This window comes from Fictibacillus enclensis (assembly GCF_001457035.1).
In the GTDB taxonomy this organism is placed as follows: Bacteria; Bacillota; Bacilli; order Bacillales; family Fictibacillaceae; genus Fictibacillus_C; species Fictibacillus_C enclensis.
The window spans coordinates 1,507,484-1,524,953 of the sequence record NZ_KQ758617.1 but is presented as its reverse complement, the minus strand read 5'-3'; the positions used below and the strand labels follow the sequence as shown (position 1 = coordinate 1,524,953).

General features: G+C 44.9%; 13 protein-coding genes. All 13 read right to left on the bottom strand.

Features of this window, described 5'->3' with window-relative positions:
* Positions 1-12: 12 nt before the first annotated feature.
* The 13 genes from AS030_RS24795 to AS030_RS07825 all read right to left on the bottom strand — a co-directional run bounded on the left by AS030_RS24795 (position 13) and on the right by AS030_RS07825 (position 17,246).
* Entirely contained in the window at positions 13-282 is a 270-nt protein-coding gene (locus AS030_RS24795) for a nucleotide-binding domain-containing protein (protein WP_061970238.1), read from the bottom strand.
* Positions 283-777: 495 nt separating this feature from the next.
* Positions 778-1,758: an SDR family oxidoreductase gene (locus AS030_RS07880; protein WP_061970235.1), complete on the bottom strand. Its 981-nt coding sequence runs from the start codon at positions 1,756-1,758 to the stop codon at positions 778-780.
* Between the two features lie 642 nt (positions 1,759-2,400).
* Positions 2,401-2,862 (bottom strand): RidA family protein, encoded by a 462-nt coding sequence (locus AS030_RS07875; protein ID WP_061970232.1) that lies wholly within the window; start codon positions 2,860-2,862, stop codon positions 2,401-2,403.
* The gene (locus AS030_RS07870) at positions 2,855-4,489 is read right to left on the bottom strand and encodes an N-acyl-D-amino-acid deacylase family protein (protein ID WP_061970230.1); all 1,635 of its coding nucleotides are present in this window, start codon (positions 4,487-4,489) and stop codon (positions 2,855-2,857) included. Before AS030_RS07870 ends, AS030_RS07875 begins: the two co-directional genes overlap by 8 nt.
* Before the next feature lie 14 nt (positions 4,490-4,503).
* On the bottom strand, positions 4,504-5,592 hold the full coding sequence (locus AS030_RS07865; protein ID WP_061970228.1) for an alanine racemase: 1,089 nt from the start codon (positions 5,590-5,592) through the stop codon (positions 4,504-4,506).
* A gap of 203 nt (positions 5,593-5,795) precedes the next feature.
* Positions 5,796-7,505 carry an L-lactate permease gene (locus AS030_RS07860; protein WP_061970226.1) on the bottom strand — a complete coding sequence of 570 codons (1,710 nt, stop codon included), beginning with the start codon at positions 7,503-7,505 and terminating at the stop codon, positions 5,796-5,798.
* A gap of 325 nt (positions 7,506-7,830) precedes the next feature.
* Positions 7,831-8,628 (bottom strand): IclR family transcriptional regulator, encoded by a 798-nt coding sequence (locus AS030_RS07855; protein ID WP_061970224.1) that lies wholly within the window; start codon positions 8,626-8,628, stop codon positions 7,831-7,833.
* A gap of 69 nt (positions 8,629-8,697) precedes the next feature.
* Complete coding sequence (locus tag AS030_RS07850) at positions 8,698-9,477, bottom strand: fumarylacetoacetate hydrolase family protein (RefSeq protein ID WP_061970222.1); 780 nt, start codon at positions 9,475-9,477, stop codon at positions 8,698-8,700.
* A 13-nt stretch (positions 9,478-9,490) separates the two neighbouring features.
* The gene (locus tag AS030_RS07845; protein WP_061970220.1) at positions 9,491-10,696 is read right to left on the bottom strand and encodes an NAD(P)-dependent malic enzyme; all 1,206 of its coding nucleotides are present in this window, start codon (positions 10,694-10,696) and stop codon (positions 9,491-9,493) included.
* Between the two features lie 113 nt (positions 10,697-10,809).
* The gene (locus tag AS030_RS07840) at positions 10,810-12,987 is read right to left on the bottom strand and encodes a malate synthase G (RefSeq protein ID WP_061970218.1); all 2,178 of its coding nucleotides are present in this window, start codon (positions 12,985-12,987) and stop codon (positions 10,810-10,812) included.
* A gap of 121 nt (positions 12,988-13,108) precedes the next feature.
* Positions 13,109-14,560: an FAD-binding oxidoreductase gene (locus tag AS030_RS07835; protein ID WP_061970216.1), complete on the bottom strand. Its 1,452-nt coding sequence runs from the start codon at positions 14,558-14,560 to the stop codon at positions 13,109-13,111.
* On the bottom strand, positions 14,560-15,918 hold the full coding sequence (locus AS030_RS07830) for a (Fe-S)-binding protein (protein ID WP_061970214.1): 1,359 nt from the start codon (positions 15,916-15,918) through the stop codon (positions 14,560-14,562). The genes AS030_RS07835 and AS030_RS07830 overlap by 1 nt, the downstream gene beginning before the upstream one ends.
* Positions 15,919-15,920: 2 nt before the next feature.
* Positions 15,921-17,246: an FAD-binding oxidoreductase gene (locus AS030_RS07825; RefSeq protein WP_420889637.1), complete on the bottom strand. Its 1,326-nt coding sequence runs from the start codon at positions 17,244-17,246 to the stop codon at positions 15,921-15,923.
* Positions 17,247-17,470 lie beyond the last annotated feature (224 nt).

Below are 17,470 nucleotides of genomic sequence, written 5' to 3'. Positions count from 1 at the left end.
ATATATAAAACTCTAGAACCATCTACCATTACAATCCTTAGAAATGGCCATTTGTCCTCCCTTTTTTACTTTCCAAAACACTTGATAGGGTCCTAGAGTATTGGTTTCAGCAACAAATTCCAGCTCGTAACCAGGTAATAATAACTCTCTTCGTACTAGGATGTTTTTTAGTCGACCAATCCTGCGTTCTTTGTGCCTGACGATAGCATCCAAAAAATGATCATATTGTTCATTAGAAATCCCAAAGAACTGTTCGATGTTTTCCTCGGTATCTCTGTACACCTCTATCTTGGATGGCAGCGTATTCGTTTCGTTGTGACATAAGTCATATACAACAATATAATAAAAATTTATAAAAACACACCTATAAAGGTGTGTTTTTATATTGAGGTATACTTTACCAATAATTTCTTCCCTGGGTCTAGACGATAAACTTTCTATATCTACTAATGCTATCCCTCCGGCCTTTAAAACGACTGTGATAACTCTTTTCTTATTAGTTTAAATGGATGAATTGAAAGTAAGCATAATTGTGAAACCTAAGCGAAGAATGGACTTCCACCTGTGTATAGAAGTCTTTTTGTCTGTTATTATTTAGATGATCGGATAATCCAGCTCGTAACTTGGGTGGTAATAGTATGGTGGTCTAAGTGCTATTTTAGACATTGGCCAGGAGTCCTCGATATAGTCCATCTTTACTTTTTCATTTGAATGGTTTACTAGCAATAGCTTTACTTCTGGATTAAATTCATATCTCAAAATGGTAACCCCCTTCCATTAGGAATGTGTGGATTCTCCCCCATCAACATGAAGAACTTGACCAGTAACAAAACGAGAATCATCAGAAGCAAGATAGACAAAGGTTGGTGCGAGTTCAAATGGATGGGCAACTCGTTCCATTGGATTAAATGCTCCATATACAGCGACTTGGTCTGACGAGAAACTTGCTGAAATAAGTGGGGTCCAAATTCGGCCGGGCGCGACGGCATTGACTCGGATCCCTTGTTTCACGACATTTTTAGCCAAGGCACGTGTCCAACCCACTATTGCGCCTTTTGTTGCCGTATAATCAATCATTTGCTGCTCACCTACATACGTTACCACTGAAGAAGTGCCAATGATTGAGCTGCCTGGTTTTAAATGAGGAAGCGCTGCTCTTGTTGTGTAAAAATGAGAGTATATATTAACTTTGAAGGTGTCATCGAATTGCTCATCTGTAATGTCAAGCAGACTTAGCTGTTGGAATTGGATACCAACGTGGTTACAAAGAATATCGAGACGTCCAAACGTATTTACTGTTTGTTCTACAATGGAGATACACTGTTGTTTGTCCCGCAAGTCACCAGGCATTAGAAAACAACGTTGTCCGAGTTGCTCAATCCTTGTTTTTGTTCTATTTGCATCCTCATGTTCATCTAAGTATGAAATAGCAACATCTGCGCCTTCTTTAGCAAACGCAATTGCTACTGCTGCACCAATACCACTGTCACCCCCTGTAATAAGTGCTACTTTTCCTGTTAACTTTCCACTCCCTTTATAGTTCGGGTTTTCGATAATTGGAAGGGGTACCATAAATTTTTCCACTCCGGGATGGCGCAGCTGTCGCTGTTCAGGTAAACTTATCGGAATTTCTTCGTAGCGTGTGATTTTCCCATAGTTAGGGTACATGGGATAAGGATGAGTTTTCATGTTCGCTTTAAACATTTGTTGCATTTGCTTTATTTGGTCTAATTGACGACTTTGATCCTTGTGATCCATTGAAACCTCCTATAGAAATAATTTTCTTCTATAGAATGATATGTTGTTCACTACAAATAAAGTAAAAAGTGCGAAAAATATTGTTTACTTTCAACACCGAAGCGTATTCTTCCTCAAAAGAGACACCGTTTTTATTTATTGAACAGACCTTTAGGACAAGGAGCTTTACTCAACATTCTACCCCCTTTAACAGATCAACTTATTGTTACTTAACTGTTCTTTAATCCCGGCTACCTCAAATAGTACCTAAAAAATAGGTCAACCAGAAAAAACAAGCTAACCACATAACCGTTTCGCTGTTCTCGATTCACTATATTGTTGCCAATCCTTTTTCGTGAGCATTGGAAGAAGAACTTTATTTGCAATATGCCGTACAATCACCTCTGGAATCTCATTAACTCTTTTAAAAATCCCCCTATTCTTGTGCCGTTTAATTATATTAAGGATTGCTAAAAAATGTATGAATAATAAAAAGCAGTGATTCCAAGTACAGCGGGTTCACTGCTTTTTATTTCCTATGGCGTGACCTGCTTATTACTGAGCACCTCTTCTGCCGATGAAGTATAGATCATCCCGCTGGTTATTTTCCATCGTACTACTCCCCTTTGCTTGAATGATGCCTTTCTTAAACCTGATCCGGTTCTACTCAATTTCAACGATCATCTCTATTTCTACTGGGGTATTAAATGGCAGTTCATTGGAGGAAATAGCCGATCTGGCATGCTTTCCTTTTTCTCCAAAGACTTCTTCAAGCAGTTCTGACGCCCCATTGATGACATAGGGCTGCTCCACGAACCCGTCGGCCGAATTTACAAAGGCGAGCAATTTAACGACTTGTTTGATCCTGTCAAGGTCTCCGACATGCTCCTTTAAAACAGCCAGAAGGTTAATCATGGTCTGCCTTGCTGCCTTATATCCTTGCTCCACGGTCAGATCGCTTCCCAATTTGCCTTTGTACATCAGTTCTCCATTGATCCTGCAATCGGCACCGGATGTGTAGACCAGGTTTCCTACGGTTTTTGCAGGGACATACACCGCTCCTGGTGGCGGTGCTTTTTGTAATTCAATTCCCAGTTCCTTCAGTCTAAGTTCAATGTTAGCCATGAGCTGCCTCCTGTTTTGTGTGGTGTTGGCACAGACACTTAGCCGCTGCGGCTTTAATTGCCATTCCGCCGCTCTGTCTGAGGTTTTCTTTTTCTCTAATGGTCAGTATCCCATTGACAATCACGTGGGATATTCCTTCAGGTTGCTGGATCGGATCATGATAAGTCGCTGTGTCAGTAATCTTTTTCTCATCAAATATGGTTAAATCCGCATGGTAGCCGGGAACAATCAATCCCCGTTTACCCAGGGAAAACCGCTGTGCCGGAAAGGAGGTCACTTTGCGGATCGCTTGTTCCAGTGTAAGCGACTTGTCTTCGCGTACATATTTGGAAAAAAGGCGGGGAAAGGTTCCGAATGACCGAGGGTGCGGTTTACCCGTTTCACAACCTAGGCTGTCAGAAATGACGAGCGAACGGTCCCATTTCACCACCTGCTCGACATCCTCATTGGACATGTGATAGTAAATAATAGAAACCATTCCGCCCTCTTCTAGCAGCAAATCCAATGCCGCTTCAGCAGGACTCTTTCCGATTTCAGTGCTGATGGCGTCAATGCTTTTTCCTTCCCATTCCTTGTGGCAGGAAAGAGAAGAAACGACGACATTATCCCAACCGGTTGAAACAACCAGGTTATCCCACTCCTCCTGCTCTTCTCCAAGTTCCTCTATCATTCTTCGGCGTGTAGCTGGTTCTCTGATTCGATCAAGACAAGCGGGAATTCCGCCTTCCAGGCTCCATGGAGGTAGTAACGTGGTAAGTGATGTAGATCCTGCATCATACGGATAAACATCACAGGTCACATCCAGTCCTCGTGCACTTGCTTCCTCAAGCAGTTCCATCGCTTCCAGCACCTTGCCCCAGTTCCGCCTGCCGGCCGCTTTCAAGTGGCTTACCTGTAGAGGGACACCTGCTTTTTCTGCAATCCAGATGACTTCTTTTATGGAAGGAATAAGATTTTTTCCTTCTCCGCGAATATGGGTCGATAAAATTCCGTTGTATTTGGGCAGGACCTGACATAGTTCCGCCAGTTCTTCCTTGGAGGCATACCTTCCTGGAGAATATAAAAGGCCGATCGACAAACCAATCGCCCCTGCTTTCATCCCTTCTTTAAGCATTTCCTTCATCATGTTCAACTCTTGCTTATCAGCGGGGCGGCCTGCAAACCCCATGACAGCAATCCTGAGGGCGCCATGTGCCACATAGGTTGATACATTTTCAGAGATTCCTGTTCTGTCCAATTCTCTGATATAGTCGGATACCGAATGCCATGGCCATTCCCACTGCGTCTCACCGACGACAGGCTGTATGTATTCTTTCAGCAGTGCCCCGTATTTGGGAACAAAAGGAGCAGGAGCAAGCCCACAGTTTCCGACGACTTCTGTAGTCACCCCTTGCTGCAGCTTTATATCCATCATCGGACGGTTAAGAACAAGCAGATCCGAATGAGAGTGGCCGTCAATAAATCCCGGCGATATGATGTTCCGTTTTGCATCGATTGTCTCCCTGCTCTCACTATTCACGGCACCGACCTCAACAATGATCCCATCCTTGATGCCAACACTTCCAAAAAACCAGGGATTACCCGATCCATCTGCAATCCGGCCGTTTTGGATGACTAAATCCAGCATAGCCTACATCTCCTTTACTGAACTTTTCCTCTGCCAAGGACTGCTTGCTTCTCCAAAGTCCCATCTTCGTTTTTCAAAAAGACGTCATTATGGAGATTCACTGTGCTGCATATGTGATTGGGTATAACCTGAAGTACATCTCCGATTTGTACATTCGTTTCTCCATGAACCGCAACCATTCCGTGTTCTTCTGTCAGCCGTTCAAGCAGCATTTCCGGGTGTCCAATGATTTCCCCGAATCCCTCCAGAAATATAGGCGACTGACCAGGCTGCACATCGGTAGCGAACGTTTTGCTTCCACCATCTACGATCAGAAGAGAATCTGATGGTTTGCTGACAACGGTGACATGAATGGCAGCCGCACATTCCTCGTGTAAACAGCAATGATACTTTTCCTGCATCCTGTCATAAAAGACATAGGTGCCGGGGCGGATTTCCGTTATCCCTTCAACTTCTGCAGCGGAAGCAGAGGTGGAAGTGGATCCTACGCTGACATCGGTGATTGGCACGCCTTCCGCCCTAAGCCTTTCTGCCAAATCCGCCATCAGCTGTCCTTCCTGTCTTCCTGCTTCCTCAATATCCAAAGTTGGTTTTCCATCCAAAATGGGTCCCCGGAAGGTGTAGATTCCGGTTAACTTTATTCCGGGCAGCTCCTTTGCCTTCCTGGCAAGTTCAACCGCCTCATCATAAAGGACTCCTGTTCTGCGAAGACCGGAATCAATCTCCATCCGCACTTCGAGAACAACGCCGGCTGTCTCTGCTGACTGAGACAGTTTTTGTATCCCTTCGAGACTGTCAAACGCAGTAATCAATCTTATTTTTCTGCTCAAATCGATGGCTTTTTGAATTTTTATTTCTGAGACAAGAGGATAAGCGATGAAAATATCATCAATACCATGCTCGGCCATTACCTCAGCTTCTGCCACTTTTGCGACTGTAATGCCAGCGGCGCCAGCTTCCAACTGAAGCTTCGCAATCTTTGGGTTCTTATGGGTTTTTGTATGGGGTCTTAAATGAACCTTTTTTGTTCGGGCAATGTCTGCCATCTTTTGAATATTTGCATCCAGTTTTCTTTTTTCAATGACGAGTGCAGGTGTATCCATAATTTCCTCCTATATTAGTAGACTCAAACGGTTATCTATCATTTTCGACAAAGCTTATCCTACCTCAAAGTGCTTGTCAATAAATTTACAGTCAATTCAGACAATAGTCATAGTTATTCTGCAATTTAATTAATGAAATGCAAAAAACAAAAGCAGTGATTCCCAATTAGGATCACTGCTTTTTCTGATCTTTTAGTAACAATCTACGGCAACATCCATGATAATACCGTGGATTGCAAATACGTGAGGCAGCAAATGATGAGAAGCAGGATGATGCTATGCTTTATAGTGAAGCGGAGCAAATCGGATTCTTTTCCTCCCAGACCCACGGCCGCACAAGCAACCGCTATGGATTGAGGTGAAATCATTTTCCCTGTTACACCACCGCTGCTGTTTGCCGCAATAGCCAAGATGGGGTCCATTCCTACCTGGTTTGCCGTAATTTTTTGTAGGCTTGAAAATAATAAGTTGGCAGACGTATCGGAACCGGTCAGAAATACTCCTAACCATCCAAGAATCGGAGAAACAAACGGGAACAGAGAACCTGTAGCAGCGAGTGTCATCCCCAGTGTAATACTCATACCTGAAGCATTGGCCACATAAGCAAACCCCACAACTGATGCAATGGTTACCAAGGCGAACTTCAGTTCATTCAGCGTTTCAATAAAAGTTGAAAACCAGCTTTTCCAGCCGATTTTTAGAATGAACTTCGAAATAATGGCCGAGATTAAAATGGCCGTGCCTGCTGCCGCTAATAGTTCCAACTTAAACAGCGCCGCAATGGGCTGGCCGTTTCCGTCGATTATTAAATTGTTCAACCCGGGGACGGCCGGATGAAAACTGAGATAGCTTCCAAGAGAATTCAACCCCTGAAGCAGAGTATTTGTTCCTTCATACTGTCCAATTAGTGCCTTTTTTATGGTCGGTATGCCCCAAACAGAAATGATGAATGTTAAGACAATGAACGGTGACCAGGCTTTTAAAATTTGCGGCAAGGTGTAGGTTTTTTTACCATCCGATTTAATCACATGAATGGATTCCGCGTTACCTGCCGCCATTTCCGCCTGCCCCATTTCAGACTTAAAACGAAATGCCGTTTTGGGCTGCCAAACTTTTAGGAACAAGGTTAAGGCGATGATGGATACCAATGCTGAGATGATATCCGGAAGCTCCGGTCCAAGATAATTGGAAACAAGGAACTGTGTGACCGCAAACGAGACCCCCGATACGAGAATAGCAGGAATCACTTCAAATGCCTTTTTGAAGCCTGCCATCAAAACGACGAGGTAAAACGGCACGAAAACCGATAAAAAGGGCAGCTGACGGCCGACCACCTTGGAAACCTCAATCGCCGACATTCCCGTTGGTCCTTCAATCGCAATAACAGGCGATCCAATGGCTCCAAAGGCTACAGGAGCGGTGTTGGCAAGCAAACAAAGACCCGCAGCATAGAGAGGGTTAAAACCCAATCCTACAAGCAAAGCGGCAGAGATGGCAACCGGGGCGCCAAACCCGGCAGCCCCTTCCAGGAAGGCACCGAATGAAAAGGCGATTAATAATGCCTGCAAACGCCTGTCCTCTGTTATAGAAACAATGGAATCTCGAATAATATCAAACTGCCCCGTTTTTACCGACAGCTTATACAAAAAGACCGATGCAACGATGATCCAGCCAATGGGCAGCAGTCCATAGACAGCACCCTGCAAAATGGACATGGCCGCCATTCCTGCTGGCATGCCGTAGACCAGCACAGCCACAAAGAGAGCCACAACCAATGTAGTTAACCCCGCTATGTAACCTTTCATGCGTTTTATAGCCAACGCCCATAATAAATACAAAATAGGGATAAGAGCAACGAGTGCAGAGAGGCCAATACTATCGCCAATTGGATCATAGATTTGCTTCCATGACATCAAATAAAACCTCCTGTTTTTTGTTTGTTATTACCAAACCGCGTTTCCCGAAATTCTTAAATAAAAAAACACTAAGGAATTAATTCGTTGAATCATGAATGGAAGGATGTCTAAGGGTGGGATCTTTGATGAGAGAGATGAGATGAAATTATAATAGATTTTTTAAAAGAAGGTTCTTTATACTCCTTTCCTGCTGTAATAGGAGAGTTTCAAAATTTATTGTAATCGCTTTCATAACACCGCGTCAATTTATTTTCTGTATATTTTAAAAATTCTGTACATAAAAAGAGGACGGATTGTTCAAAACCCGTTCCTCTTCTTTTCACTAACTTTCCTTTTTCATCTGAACGAAATCTTCGTTCGTATAACCAAGCCGGGCAGAAAGTTGCATGCCGATTTGTTGCATGCGGGGCTTGAGCTGTTCCAGACGTTCATTGGTCATACGAAGGGTTGGTCCAGAGATGCTAACCGCACCAGCTACCGTTCCCAAATGATCGTAGATGGGTACTGCAATACACGTGATGCCCGTTTCATTTTCTTCCAAATCTAGTGCATAGCCCTTCTGTCTTACTTGATTTAATTCTTCTAGAAAAAGATCTTTGTCTGTTATGGTTTTGTCCGTATGCTTCGGCATTCCTTTACGCTGGAGAATTTCCACGACCTCGTTCGCCGGCAGTGAAGCAAGGATGGCTTTCCCTACCGATGTACAATGCATCGGGGCACGCTTTCCCACCTTGGAATGCATACGGAGAGTTTCGTTTCCGTCCAATTTTTCAATATAGACGACCTCACCTTGATCAAAGACAACAAGATGGACGACTTCATTTGTTTCATCTTCCAGCTCCTGGAGAAACGGTTTTGCTTCCGCTCTCAGGTCGATGGATTCAAGCAGTTTCGAACTAACTTCCAAGAATTTATATCCTAGCTTATAACGCCCTGTTTCTTTATCTTGTTCAATATAGCCATACAGCACCAAAGTTGACAGGATCCGATAGACAGAGCTTTTGTTGATATCGATTTGTTTTGCGATTTCAGTTACACCCAATCCGCCTTTTTTCAAACTGACCAGGGTAATGATATCCAGTGCCCGGCTGACGGACTTCACCATATTCTCTCTTTCCAAAACCCCTCACCTCATCTGTAAGTTTAAGAAAATTATAGCATATCTGCCACCGGGCCATGGATGATTCACTTAAGCTTGGATGCGTTCTCTGGCTGCAGCAAACGTGTTGCGGAGTTTCCCAATTTCCTTGATCTCGCATTCGATCACATCACCTGCTCCCACAAATTCCGCGCCGACAGGGCTGCCCGTTAAGATTACATCACCAGGTTTAAGCGTCATGACTCCGGTAAGATAGGAAATCATTTTACGAATGGGAATGATCATTAAATTCGTGGGACTGTTTTGTTTTATAACATCGTTCAGCTTTGCCTCGACAATAACATTGAAAGGGTCCAGCTCCGTTTCAATGACCGGTCCTAGTGGAGTAAAGGTATCAAATGATTTGCCAATGGTCCAATGGCCGGCTTGATGGAAATATTGAGGTGCGGTCACATCATTGCCGACAGTATACCCGAAAACATACTCAAGCACCTCTTCTTCCGGGACATTCTTTGCTTCTTTTCCAATGACTATCGCAAGCTCTGATTCAAACTTAACCTGTTCGATATTGCCCGGTATGATGATATCTTCTTCAGGTCCGATTACCGAGGAGGTTGGCTTAAAGAAAAAAACAGGGATTTCCGGAAGCTCACTTGGAAGCTCGTCTGTCTTGGATACATAGTTGGCGCCAATACCAATGATTTGGTTCGGAGCAATTGGAGCAAGAAACCTAACGTCCGATTCGGAAAACGTTTGTCCGGTATATTCCCATTTACCAAACAGGTCTCCCTTGATTTCACTGATGGTACGGTCTTCCGTTAAAACCCCTGTTAATACAGAAGACTGAACCTTAAATCTAGTAAATTTCATTCTGCTACTCCTCTCAGTAATTGGTAGGTTGTTTCATACTAATGTTCCGGGCCACCCCTGTGGAAATGGCAGCATCTGCTACCGCTTTGGCCACTGCTTCTACGACTCTCTTATCAAAGGCATGAGGAATGACGTAGTCATAGGTTAGTTCTTCGGTTGTAATTAAGTTAGCAATAGCATAAACAGCTGCTATTTTCATTTCTTCATTGATTTCAGAAGCAAAGACTTGTAAAGCACCCTTAAAAATACCGGGAAACGCCAGGACATTATTCACCTGGTTGGGAAGATCGGAACGTCCGGTTCCCACTACAGCCGCACCAGCCGCCTTGGCAAGCACAGGCATAATTTCGGGAATAGGATTAGCCATGGCAAAAATAATCGGGTCTTTGCCCATGGATTCTACCATTTCCGGCGTTACGGCCTCAGCCACTGAAACTCCGATAAAGACGTCGGCTTCTTTAATGACGTCTTGTAAGCTTCCTTCTGCGTTCTCTTTGTTGGTGAGAACAGAAATCCAATCTTTCATGGCGTTCATTCCATAGGCTCGTCCTTCAAAAATCGCCCCTTTGGAATCACAAAGAATGAGATCATTCACGCCCATATTGATTAGCAGCTTCGTTACAGCGATCCCTGCAGCCCCGGCTCCATTTACAACAATTTTTGTATCCTCAATCCGTTTGTTGACGACCTTCAGCGCATTTATTAAGCCGGCTGCCGTAACAATGGCTGTTCCATGCTGGTCATCATGAAAAACAGGGATATCCATTTCTTTTTTCAGCCGTTCTTCAATAATGAAACAGTTAGGGGCTGAAATATCCTCTAAATTAATCCCGCCGAATGTCGGCTCTATTGATTTGACAATTTGAATGATCTGTTCGGCATCCTGCGTGTTTAAACAGATCGGAAAGGCATCAATTCCTGCAAAGGCCTTAAATAGCGCCGCTTTTCCTTCCATAACCGGCATCGATGCTCCTGCGCCGATGTTTCCTAATCCTAATACGGCTGAACCATCAGAAACGACCGCAACCACATTTCCTTTGATCGTATAATCGTAAATTTTTTGCGGATCCTGGTAAATGGCTTTACACGGCTCTGCGACTCCCGGAGAATAAGCCAAACTCAGGTCATCTGCATTTTCGATCGTAACCTTAACCGCCACACTGAGTTTTCCTTTGGACTGTTTGTGAAGTTCAAGCGATTTCTCCTTAAGGTTTTGCATATTCTCAACTCCTCACGTATTGTTGAACAGTAATCTCACGATCGAACCCGTGAAATTACTGCTTTACCAGGTTTGTTTATGTTCTAATAAAGCCGGTGCGAGCAGGCATTCTGCTACTGTTTGATGGCATATTTGGCTTTCGCTTCAATACGTCGGCGGTGCAGGATAGGTTCTGTGTAACCGTTTGGCTGTTCAAAGCCTTTAAAGACCAGGTCGCATGCTGCCTGAAACGCAACTGAATGGTCATAGTTATCGGACATTCTGAGATAGGATGGATCTCCGGCATTTTGTTCATCTACTACCTTGGCCATCCGCTCTAACGTCTCCCTTACTTGTTCTTTTGTGCAAATTCCGTGGTGCAGCCAGTTCGCCATATGCTGGCTGGAGATTCTGAGAGTTGCCCTGTCTTCCATCAGTCCCACATCATAGTAATCCGGCACTTTGGAACAGCCGACGCCCTGTTCCACCCATCGTACGACATAGCCTAATATCCCTTGCGCATTATTGTCCAATTCCTGTTGAATTTCTTCTGCGCTCCAATTTGCACGTTTCACGACCGGGATTTCCAAAATATCATCCCGTAAATCCTTGGATTCTTTTTTAAGCTCATCCTGTACCTTGGAAACATCCACTTGATGGTAATGCAGGGCATGCAGCGTAGCGGCTGTAGGCGACGGTACCCAGGCGGTATTTGCTCCGGCCTTTGGGTGGCCAATCTTCTGCTTCAGCATATCTGCCATCAGGTCAGGCATCGCCCACATTCCTTTACCAATCTGGGCCTTACCCTGGAAGCCTGTCTCCAGACCCGTAAATACGTTGGATTTTTCATAGCCTTGCAGCCAGGCGGATGATTTCATGTCACTTTTACGGATCATCGGACCAGCTTCCATGGATGTATGGATTTCATCGCCGGTTCGATCAAGAAAGCCTGTATTGATAAAGGCGATCCGGTTTTTGACTTCGCGGATGCAAGCCTTTAAATTAAGGGACGTTCGACGTTCTTCATCCATTACGCCGATTTTAATGGTATTGCGTTCGAGTTCAAGCATATCTTCCACTCGACCGAGAAGTTCATTGGCAAATCTGACTTCCTCTGATCCATGCATTTTCGGCTTAACAATATAGACGGATCCTTTTGAGGAGTTTTGATAGCTTCCATTACCGAGAAGAGAATGTTTGGCCAAAAGGCTCGTGATTACTCCATCAAGAATCCCTTCCTGAATCTCCTCTCCATCAACCAAAATCGCGTTATTCGTCATCAAGTGGCCGACATTACGGACAAACATTAATGATCGCCCTGACAATGAGAACTCTTTTCCTGCAGGAGTCGTATATTGGCGGTCGGCGTTAAGGGTACGAGTCATGGATTTGCTTCCTTTTTGGAAGGTAGCGGATAAATCTCCCTTCATAAGACCCAGCCAGTTTCGGTAGACAAGTACTTTATCCTCGGCGTCAACAGCCGTTACTGAATCTTCACAGTCCATGATCGTAGTGATGGCTGCTTCCATCAAAATGTCTTTCACTCCTGCATCATCGGTTTTACCGATGGGATGATTGCGGTCAATCTGGATTTCAAAGTGAAGATCATGGTTTTTGAACAAAAGGGCGTTTGGATTTTCTAACGACCCTTGAAACCCAGCAAACTTTGAGGAATCTTCCAGTCCTGTGGTATTTCCGGTATGTAGCGTAACGGATAACTCCCCGTCGACCACACGATATTGAACCGCGTCTTCATGAGAAGCATCTTTTAAAGGAATGGTTTGGTTAAGAAACTCTCTTCCAAAGGCAATGACCCTTTCACCCCGAATCTGATTGTAACTAGCACCTCGCTCGGCCCCATTTTCTTCACTGATAGCATCCGTTCCATAAAGCGCATCGTAGAGGCTTCCCCAACGGGCGTTCGCCGCGTTGATGGCATAACGGGCATTGTTCACCGGAACCACCAGCTGCGGTCCGGCTTGGATGGCAATCTCATCATCCACTCCTTGGGTGGTAATTTCAAAATCCTCTGCCTCCGGTTCAAGATAACCGATTTCCTGTAAAAACTCCTTATACGATTCAAAATCGAACCGGTCCTTATGGTCCAGATGCCATTCATTAATCCGGTCCTGAATTTCATCACGGCGCGCTAATAATTCCCTGTTCTTTGGTGTGAGATCCTGAATCAGTCCTTCAAATTCCGACCAGAACGTGTCAGGGTTTACCCCGGTTCCCGGTAGTGCTTCAGATTGAATAAACTCATAAAGTTCTTGAGCTACTTGCAAATTACCTTTTTGAACATAGTTTTCCATCGCTTGTTCCTCCTTTTAGTATTTATTGTTTGTTATTACAAAACGCTGTTTTGTATGATGTTGAAAAAATAATAGCACGAAGTATAAATCGCTTTCAACTATTTTCGGAAAATACACGATTTTAAAGTGCTGCCTCTTTTATCTCTTTTTTGACTTCAGCACATCGACCCGGACTTGGAAATAATTTACCGGCATTTAACAGGTTCCCCGGATTAAACACCTCTCGAATATCGGTCTGGGCCTGTATTTCTTCATCGGTGAACACGAAGCGCATTTCTTCTCTCTTCTCAATTCCCACTCCATGCTCTCCCGTAATGGTTCCACCAACATCTGCACAAGCTTGCAAACACGCACTGCCTGCGGCGATGGCCAATTCCGTTTGACCCGGAATTCTTGCGTCAAAAAGAACGAGCGGGTGAAGATTTCCGTCCCCTGCATGAAAAATATTGGCGATGCGAAGGCCGGATTCTTCACTGATCTGGTTGATTCTGTTTAGCACTTCCGGCAGCCGGCTGCGCGGGATGACTCCGTCTTGTACCAAATAGTCGGGAGAGATGGCACCCATGGCACCGAATCCTGTCTTCCGGTTCGCCCACCATCTGGCCCGTTCTGCTTCATCCTGGGCGACTTTTACTTCCCTGACATTCCGGTTTTTACAGACGTCGAGAATCTGGCTGATTTGCTCATCAATCCCGGCAGAGATGCCATCTACTTCAATGAGCAGCAGCGCTTCAATATCTCTCGGGTGTCCCACAGGAAAGGCTGCGGCCTCCACCCCTTCAATGGCTGTTTTATCCATCATTTCAAGCGCAGCAGGAACAATACCAGCAGAGATAATGTCCGATACCGCATGACTCCCGTCTGAAACGTCATTAAAATAGGCGAGCACAGTCTGTTTGGCTTCCGGGTTTTTCAGAATCCTGACGGTGATTTTGGTCACGATTCCCAGCGTTCCTTCCGAGCCAGTAATCAATCCGAGGAGATCATACCCAGGCGCATCAGGAACCCCGTTATTGCCGATTTCAATGATTTCACCGTTTGGCAAAACCACTTCCAGTCCCAAAATGTGATTTGTGGTCACCCCATACTTCAGACAATGAGCGCCTCCCGCATTTTCTGCCACATTCCCGCCAATCGTACAGCAATATTGGCTGGATGGATCAGGTGCATAGTAATACCCTTTATCCGAGATGGAGTTGGTCAGCTTCAGGTTGACGAATCCGGGTTCAACCACCGCTCTTCTATTCTCGTAATCTACACTCAGCAGCTTTTTCATTTTAACCAGACTGATCACCACTTCTCCGTTGACGGGAATGGCTCCGCCGCTCAAACCTGTGCCTGCGCCGCGAGCGAGAAAAGGCAGCCCGTTATCTGAGCAATAGTTGACGAGACGGGCAACCTCCTGTGTATCCTTTGGAAAAACAACCGCTTTTGGCAAATACTTGTGGATCGTAAATCCATCACAGTCGTACGCCAATAAATCCTCTTTATGGTGTAAAATCGAACGGTCGCCTACGATCTTTGCGAGATTCTTAATGTGTTTATCTTTTGTTTTCAGTCCCTTTCGTCCCATTATTCTTGCCCCCTTAAGCCATCTTCTTTCTGGTAGGCCCAGTCGAGCAGCTGAACAGTGTGAACAATTTTTTGATTCCGCCCATATTTTTGGACGCCCATCGCCATTTGAAGCATGCAGCCGGGATTTCCCATCGAGATCATCTCCACGTCATCCGGTACATTCTCCATCTTGCTTTCCAGCACAGCTCCCGCCATTTCAGGATTGGTAATATTATAGATTCCGGCACTTCCGCAGCAGCGGTCAGCGTTTGGCATATGGACCATTTCAACGCCCGGGATATCAAGCAAAATGTTACGAGGCTCCTGACGTACTCCCTGTCCATGTGCTAAATGGCAGGCATCGTGATAGGTGATGCGGGTGTTTATTTCGGCCTGTGGCTTTTCATACCCCGTGTCATGAAGATATTTCGATACGTCTTCCACCTTGGCGGAAAACGCCAGCGCTTTTTCGTGCCATTCGGGCTCTTCACGGAACAATTCCGCATATTCCTTCATCATGCAGCCACATCCTGCGGCATTAACAATGATTTTTTCTGCATCGTTAAATGCCTCAATGTTCTGTTTAGCAAGCTTTCTTCCCATTTCCCGATCACCCGCGTGCACGTGAAGAGCACCGCAGCATGTCTGGTTTTGCGGAATGACCACATCATTACCGTTTCGGGTCAGAACATTAATTGTAGCGTCATTAATGTCACTGAACATCACATCCATGACACATCCCGTTAAAAAGGAAACCTCATGCTTGGTTTCGCCTTTTGCTTTAATCACATTTTGATTCTTGTATTTTTGGCGCACGGGTTTTGTCAGTACTGGCATGATTCTTTCCATCTCTGCCAGATGATCAGGCATTACCTTTAACAGTCCGGTTTTGCGGACGACCTTTTGCATCCCGCTCTTTTGATAAAATTTTAATAACCCGCCAACGGTGTTCAATCGGTTCTGATGAGGAAATAGACTGTGCAGGAAGAAATTGCTGACGGTTTTTCTGTAGCCTGTCAATGGCATGGCTTTACGAATTTGCCCACGCGCCTCTTCGATCAGTCCCCCGACATCCACATCCGCAGGACAGGCAGTTGTACATGCACGGCAGTCCAGGCAGGCGAAAACCGGATCCATAAACTGTTCATTGACCTCGATTTTTCCTTCGGCGACCGATTTGATGAGATGAACTCGTCCTCGGGGAGAATGTTGCTCCTGGCCTGTGAGTTCATACGTGGGACATGATTCCAGACACATCCCGCAATGCACACAATCCGCCCATTTATTTTCGTCAGGGGGATCGCTCCAATGATAATTGCTCAGGTTTGTGGTTGTACATGCCGGGCGTTCTTTCACATCGCTTTCCCTTGTGCTCACGCTTAGATCCCTCCCACATAACGTTTGTCATTAAGAATTCTCTTGGGGTCAACTTTGGTTTTAATTCCTTCCAGCAGATAAAAATAGGATGGTGGCTTGCCCCACACACTGACCTGCTGCCGGAGAACGTAAGGTAAATGTGTCACGATAAGATAACCGTTTAACTGTTCTACAACTTGCCGGAGATGAGTTATAGCACTCAGGATATTATCGCTTGCTCCTTTCAATGTCACTTGACACAAACCATGTCCTAATCCACCGTGCCCCTGAATCACCAAATTGTGGCTGTCTTGCAAGAGCTCGCTTTCCTTTAAAACATGAACGACGTCAAGATTGGTAACGCCGATTTTGACAGTTGCAACTGTTTCAGTATCGGTGGAAGGTAGGGCTCCATTCGGCCTGAGGATATAGAATTGATCCCAAAACGCCTTTGCTTTTTCTTGGGGCAAGATGTCCATTTGGACCTGGGCTGGAGAGATGCTTTTGACGAATTCCTCCTGATAATGCACAGCACTCTTTACATCCTCGAAACTGATCGCCATCGTATAAACTCGTTGACCGGTCAGTCTTTCCGAGAGAGCTGGTGTTAACAACTCGAGAGTGACAGGTTCCATCATGGATTCCAAAAGAGTCGTGGCAAACAAGCGAACCGCCTCCAGATTTCCTTCCGGAAAGGACAAGAGCACCAAGCTTTCATACTTTGCAAGCGGACGCAGTTTAAGAACCACTTCAGACATAACGGCCAGCGTACCCATGGATCCAATAAACAGTTTGTTCATATCATAACCGGCCACATTTTTTACGACCTTTCCCCCGGACCGTATGATTGAGCCATCAGGATAAACCATACGCAACCCAATGACTACATCTCGTGAGGAACCATAACCTAGCCGCTTGGGACCGCTTTCATTCGATCCGATAATACCGCCAATCGTGGCCTGTTCTGGCCACGCAGGATCTAGGGAAACGCGCTGCTGGTGCTCGGCCAGGTACGTTTGCAGCTCGTGAAAAGGGGTTCCTGCCTTCACAGTGATTGTCATATTTCCAACCGTATGTTCAACAATCCCTTTGTATTTCGATAACGAAAGCAAAATGTCAGCTTTTTCATTTTGTCCTCCATAACCCCTTTTTGTTCCCCTGCCCTGAATCGTAATCTTTTTATCATGGTCCCCGGCATATTTTAAAATGACCTGAATTTCCTCTTCAGTTTCAGGAAAAACGGTGATATACCCTCCATTGCCTAGGGGATGGTCATTCTCTTCCTCGACCATGATTTGTTCTTGGGGTAAGATCGAGGTTAAATCCGACAGCGATACTGTCTCAAGCAATACTCTCCACCTCCGGTTGTTTCGTAATAAGAAACACTGTTTCATTAATTGCTTAAAAAAATATTGCCTTTTCCTTTTTTCAGTTTTTAAAAATATATAGCTTTATTAAACCACTCCATATCTTACTTTTCAACAGATTTATCAAAAAATTTTTAATACTTTAACAAATTAAGTTTTTGACATTATATGGTCCTGCCTTCACTCATAAAAACGGAACTGAGAGA

Bases quoted from the DNA above. Each gene is read 5' to 3' on its own strand.
- AS030_RS07880 (WP_061970235.1), bottom strand. From the start codon at position 1,758: ATGGATCACAAGGATCAAAGTCGTCAATTAGACCAAATAAAGCAAATG.
- AS030_RS07875 (WP_061970232.1), bottom strand. From the start codon at position 2,862: ATGGCTAACATTGAACTTAGACTGAAGGAACTGGGAATTGAATTACAA.
- AS030_RS07870 (WP_061970230.1), bottom strand. From the start codon at position 4,489: ATGCTGGATTTAGTCATCCAAAACGGCCGGATTGCAGATGGATCGGGT.
- AS030_RS07865 (WP_061970228.1), bottom strand. From the start codon at position 5,592: ATGGATACACCTGCACTCGTCATTGAAAAAAGAAAACTGGATGCAAAT.
- AS030_RS07860 (WP_061970226.1), bottom strand. From the start codon at position 7,505: ATGTCATGGAAGCAAATCTATGATCCAATTGGCGATAGTATTGGCCTC.
- AS030_RS07850 (WP_061970222.1), bottom strand. From the start codon at position 9,477: ATGAAATTTACTAGATTTAAGGTTCAGTCTTCTGTATTAACAGGGGTT.
- AS030_RS07845 (WP_061970220.1), bottom strand. From the start codon at position 10,696: ATGCAAAACCTTAAGGAGAAATCGCTTGAACTTCACAAACAGTCCAAA.
- AS030_RS07840 (WP_061970218.1), bottom strand. From the start codon at position 12,987: ATGGAAAACTATGTTCAAAAAGGTAATTTGCAAGTAGCTCAAGAACTT.
- AS030_RS07835 (WP_061970216.1), bottom strand. From the start codon at position 14,560: ATGGGACGAAAGGGACTGAAAACAAAAGATAAACACATTAAGAATCTC.